The sequence below is a fragment of the Baaleninema simplex PCC 7105 genome, assembly GCF_000332355.1.
GTDB classification, from domain to species: domain Bacteria; phylum Cyanobacteriota; class Cyanobacteriia; order Cyanobacteriales; family Geitlerinemataceae; genus Baaleninema; species Baaleninema simplex.
Genome location: NZ_KB235959.1, coordinates 638,036 through 643,400 on the forward strand (window position 1 = coordinate 638,036; position 5,365 = coordinate 643,400).

Consider the following 5,365-nt stretch of genomic DNA (forward strand, 5'->3'; position numbering starts at 1 on the left):
TGGTTGGGGGGATAGAGGGGCTTGTCTGACTGAGTAAAACCAGTATTTGAGTCCTCGACTCCGCTCGGACTCAACGCTTCGACTCCGCTCAGCGTTGAGATTCGGATTCCGTATCAGTTGCAACATCCCAGACCTGGCAAACCCCGCGTGGTACAGGCTGGAAGCCTGTGATTCTTTCCGCAAGTCAATTGGAATTGCTCTGTTTCCGTCTCGATAATTTCTTAACGGTTTCTCAACTGCGTTTCCAGAGTTTCCACATCTTCAGCCAGAACGATCGCCAAGTGACCGATAACGGGTTCTATACCCTCCCGTTCGGTAATTTCAATCCAATAGCCGAAGCGATCGCCCTTCAACAACACCCCTCGATAAACGTCCTGCATCTCCCGTCCGGCGGGACTCACGTAGTCGTACACCACCTCAGCATCTCGATAATCTCGATAGATATCGAGATCGTAGATCGATCGCAACGTCGAAACCAGGCGATCGCGCGTCACCCCATTTTCATAATCGAGAACTTCCAGGCGTTCGCTGCGGATGTAGCGTCCTCCCACCACCAAATTCGAGTCTGTCGGTAACGTCTTCAAGGCGGTAAACGTAAACCGCTGACCCGGAATATCACTGCGACTGACGCGCAAACTCCCCTCGAGTCCCCGAGGTAACAGCGGATTGGTTTGAATCCAAGTTTGCACTTCTTCGACGGTTTGACCCGGAAGCGCCAAACTCGGCGAGGTTCCCACAAGAACCCCAGCGATCGATCCCAGTGCGAATTTCCAAACAGCCATCTCAGTTTCAGTGAAAAAACTTCGGTGAAAAAACGACCGTAGGGACGTTACCGAAAACGTCCCTACCCAGAGCAAAATCGAAAGCCTGTCGTCACAACTACAGGAGTTTCGAACTGAATTCCGACTTACATCGCTTCGTCTTGCACGTCTTGTAAATCGAAGAGGAAGGGAATCGCAGGAGAGTCATCCCCCAACACTAGCACTTTCGGCATTTGTGCGCCGCCTTCGCGCCAGGCTTGAATCGTCTCCTTCTGCAACACCAAGCGTCCCCCTTGAGATTTCAGGGTTTCCGCTAACAGTTTTTGCGCTTCTGCTTTCCCTCGGGCGCGGTTGATTTCCGCTTGCGCTTCTTGTTCGGCTTCTTGAGCAATGTAAACCGCCCGTCGCGCTCGCTGTTCGGCGATTTGCTTCTCTTCAACGGCTTTGGCGAACTCCGTGGAGAAGTTCAAATCCACGACACTGGTATCGAGAACGATGACGTCGTATTTCTCCAGTCGGCTTTGTAAAGCGATGTCGAAATCCTTTTTCAGTTCGCTGCGCTGGGTGATACTTTCTTCTGCGGTGCGTTTGGCTGCGGCGATTTTAAACGCCTCTTGGGTTTGGGGAGCGATGACTTTCGAGACGATGTTGGCCAGGGTGCCTTGAGTGCGTCGCACCTCTACCACCTTAGCCGGATCGAGTCGGAAGTTAATCGCGAAGCGTCCTTTTAAGTCTTGTAAGTCTTTCGTCGAGCTTTGGGCGGGAACTTCAAACTTCTGCACCGTCACGTCGTAGACATCGACTTTCGAGATTAAGGGGGGTTTGAAGTGCAAGCCTTCGAGTAACGCGCCGTCTCTGGCTTTCCCCAGAATGCTGATGACGCCAGCTTCGCCGGGGGAAATGATGACGAATGAACTAAATCCGATGAGGGCGATCGCGGCCAGGATGACGCCGATGAGTATCGATTGTATGTTCGGTGAGTTGGGTTGTGCGCTTTTCAAGGTTGCCTCTCCTTTCGGTGCGGTCGGTTTCCTTACTCAGGGTATCGCACGGTTTGAGAGTCGGTACAGCTTTAGGGGGAGGGTGCATATGGGCTGAGCGAAGTCGAAGTCCAATCTACCCCAGACTCATCTTGTTACAAAAGTGAGATGCATCCCACAGGTATGAGCTACATCTAGCATTGCAAATTCGGGAGACCCCTTGGAGGTTGGGGACTTGCGGCAATTGCCTACGGGTCGGTCAACTCCAGTTGTCGGCGGAAGGAGCCAATTCGCAGAAGAGTTTTCTGGGCACTTTCTAAGTTCATTATACCTTGCCGCTCGGCTATCCCGGCCGCCGCTCACCAAGCACGGGTAGAGCGCGGGGCTTCTCGCCGAGGGAGCTAATTTCAGTAAAAACACTGAGGCGGTTTTAGGGTGACCTCAGTAAAAATACGCAAGGGTTCTCTAGGTTTGTAACGCCAACTTAATCTTTTCTTGTGAGTGACACCGTTCGACGGCAGAACCTCGTCCAGACTCGTGCCATCCTAGCAAGGAGTTCGCTCAATGATTTCCTCTCTGGTCACTTCGACCCCCTCTAGCATTGCGAGTGTCAGCCTACTGGCTCCGAACGCCGTCCCTCGCGACGGAAGTTCCCTACCCTATACCGTGACTGTGAGTTATCACGGCGATTATACCCTCGATCCCGCCAGTGTTGACGATACCGACATTATCGCGACCGATGGGGGGGGTTCCGTTCTCGATGTCTCCGTCGTCGAAGTCAACTCAGACAGCCGAGGCAACCCTGCTAACGTTACCTACGCGATCGCCCCTCCCGGTAGAACGTGGGATACCAGCGACAGCGGCCCTTACCGCATCACCCTCGAACCGAACGCCGTTCGCGATGTCGATTTCAACTTCTACGACAGCGGCAGTCTCGGCAGCTTCAACTTCGATATCGGAACCCTAATTCCTAGCGAAAATATCGTCTTTCCCGACGACTCGGGAGTCGTTGACGTAACCGCCTTCGGTGCTATTCCAGACGACGGCATCGACGACACGGCCGCCATCCAACAAGCCCTCGACGCCAATCCTTCCGGTAACACCATCTTCTACCTGCCCAACGGTGTCTACGACATCAGCGACGCCCTAGTGTACGCCGGAAGCCAAAAGCGCAACATCCTCCAAGGTCAAAGTCGCGATGGCACGATCCTAAAATTACAAGATAATTCCGGTCTCGATACGCCCGTCATCTTCACGGGGAGTCCGCCAGCCCAACGCTTCCGTAACAGTATTCGCGACTTAACCGTCGATATCGGAATCGGCAACCCCGACGCTTCGGGAATCAGCTATATTGCCAACAACCAAGGCACCTTACGTAACGTCAAAATTCTGTCTCGGGACGGACAGGGGCAAATCGGCCTCGACCTAGCCCCGGACGAAAACGGCCCTGCTTTGATTGAAAACGTCGAAATCGTCGGATTCGACATCGGCATTCGCACCCTCAATCCCACTGCGAGTCTGACCTTTGAAAATATTCGCCTCGAAAATCAAAATCAGTACGGTTGGACGAACTTCAACGAAACGATCTTTGTCAGAGGTTTAGACAGTATTAACGCCGTTCCTGCCTTGTGGAACCAACCGAACGGCCTCAACAGTGTCACCCTCATCGACGCGAACCTCCAAGGAGTGGGCAATGCCGAAAACGAAGCGGCGATTTTTAACGAAGAACAGCTTTACGTCCGCGACCTCAACACGTCGGGGTACGAGTTTGCTATTGACGGAAACCTCCAAGAACCCGATGGATTCGTTGAGGAAGCGATCGCCCGAGGGGAGTTTCAAACCCTGTTCGACAGTCCCCAAACCTCGTTGAGATTGGAGGTTCGCGACACACCAGACGTACCGTGGGACGCCCTGAGTCAGTGGGCGAGTCCGCTAGCCTTCGGTGGGGTTCCCAGCGACGGAATCGACGATACCGATGCCATTCAAGCGGCGATCGATTCTGGTGCGACGACGGTATATCTGCCCAACGGAACCTGGCAAATCGAGGGAGAAATCGAACTGAGAGGGAACGTCCGTCGGCTCTTGGGAACTGAGGCTCTGTTACAAACTCAGACGGGGGCAAACGTGCGCTTGGGTGACGGAACAGCCCCGGAAGTTGTCTTCGAGCGGATTGAAGCCGGCGGTATCGAGTTCGTTCACGACAGCGATCGCACGTGGGTTTTATCGAGTTTGTTTGTCAGCAGTTACCGCAACACTGCCAACGGAACGGGAGATTTGTTCGTTCGAGACGTGACTGGCGGTCCTTGGGAGTTTACCAATCAAAACGTCTGGGCCCGACAGTTCAACCCGGAAGTTAACCGAGGCGGCGTCCGCGTCAAAAACGACGGGGGCAACCTCTGGATTTTTGGATATAAAACAGAAGACGAAGGTACTCTCGTCGAAACCGTCAACGGCGGACAAACAGAGGTTATCGGCACTTATCTTCTCAATGGCGATTTCGGAGACATTCCGGCGTTTATCAACACCGAATCTTCTCTCAGCGTCGTCAATGCCGGTTTCTTGACGTTTGCTGGCGGGTCGGTTCCCATTGGTTTTGAAGAAACTCGTAACGGAGTCACGCGGGTTAGCGATGGCTTGTGGGGCTTTTACGCGGGGTTCCCGCAACCGTTACCGCCCGATCCCGATCCGATGCCCGATCCCGATCCGATGCCCGATCCCGATCCGATGCCCGGAGATGATGGGGTTGAAGATACGGCGAACGGTTCGGGGAGCGAGTCCGATCGCGAGGAAAGCTTTATCGGCGATCCGCTAACGAATCCTGGGGAACGTGAAGGGTCTGAGGGTGTCTCGGGCGATGTAGACGTATCTGACGGTGAAGGGAAACTGGCGATCGATCCCCTGACGAACCCGGAGGCGGACACGAGCGACGCTCCAGCGATCGCAGATGGAACGGGCGATGGGTTTGAGATGACGGCCGCGATGTCCTCGGGCGATCGCCTACCCTCTCAGCACAACGCGATCGCGATGTTTGAAGGCATCGAAGACAATCCGTTTGTCGAAGAAGTATCGGTCTTCGCCTCAAACAGTGTCGCTCTCGGAACAGACATCTAGATTAGGCGGGTTGTTTGAGTTCGGTTTCGATCGCGACGGAGGCGAATACCGTCTCTGTTGCGATCTCGTCCGTCTCCAAACGGGACGCTGTAACCGTTTTGACGTATTCTCGCAGTTTTGTCGCGAACTGGCGACTTTCATCGTCGGTTCTCGAGGCTACACGGACGATGTACGAGTCGAGTCGGGTCGTTGTGCGCCAGAGATCGTCTCGTTCGTATTCATAGCGATCGAGTTGGGGTAAATCGATCGCGCTGACGATGACGTTGGGTTGGTGGTGACGGGCTAATTGACGCTCTCCCCCCAACCCTAGCGGGTATGGTCGGAGATTCCTGTTTCACTGGCTCATGCCTAGATAAACGAGCCAGCCCGAATACCCCCGGTCAGAACGCCTTCACAGGCTGTTTGTTTAACGTCCACGATGCGCCCCACCGCAGACCTAAGCGAGAATCAAATTCTCTTGACAACACCAACTGGCGATTTTGTGGTTTACCTCCACCACGGGTTTTTCGGGTG

4 protein-coding genes are annotated in these 5,365 nt (G+C 54.2%); 1 reads left to right on the plus strand and 3 read right to left on the minus strand.

Features of this window, described 5'->3' with window-relative positions; all coding sequences use genetic code 11:
• Nucleotides 1-221: 221 nt before the first annotated feature.
• The gene (locus GEI7105_RS0122775) at nucleotides 222-782 is read right to left on the minus strand and encodes a hypothetical protein (protein ID WP_017662714.1); all 561 of its coding nucleotides are present in this window, start codon (nucleotides 780-782) and stop codon (nucleotides 222-224) included.
• Between the two features lie 125 nt (nucleotides 783-907).
• Entirely contained in the window at nucleotides 908-1,762 is an 855-nt protein-coding gene (locus GEI7105_RS0122780; protein WP_017662715.1) for a prohibitin family protein, read from the minus strand.
• Nucleotides 1,763-2,305: 543 nt separating this feature from the next.
• On the opposite strand from GEI7105_RS0122780, the gene GEI7105_RS31985 reads away from it, so the two are divergent.
• A complete protein-coding gene (locus tag GEI7105_RS31985; protein WP_051044222.1) occupies nucleotides 2,306-4,852 on the plus strand; it encodes a glycosyl hydrolase family 28-related protein in 2,547 nt (848 codons plus the stop codon).
• Between the two features lies 1 nt (nucleotide 4,853).
• Here the strand turns inward: GEI7105_RS31985 and GEI7105_RS0122790 are convergent, their stop codons facing one another.
• Nucleotides 4,854-5,156, minus strand: coding sequence for a hypothetical protein (locus tag GEI7105_RS0122790; RefSeq protein ID WP_017662716.1), 303 nt, complete (start codon nucleotides 5,154-5,156; stop codon nucleotides 4,854-4,856).
• Nucleotides 5,157-5,365: the final 209 nt, after the last annotated feature.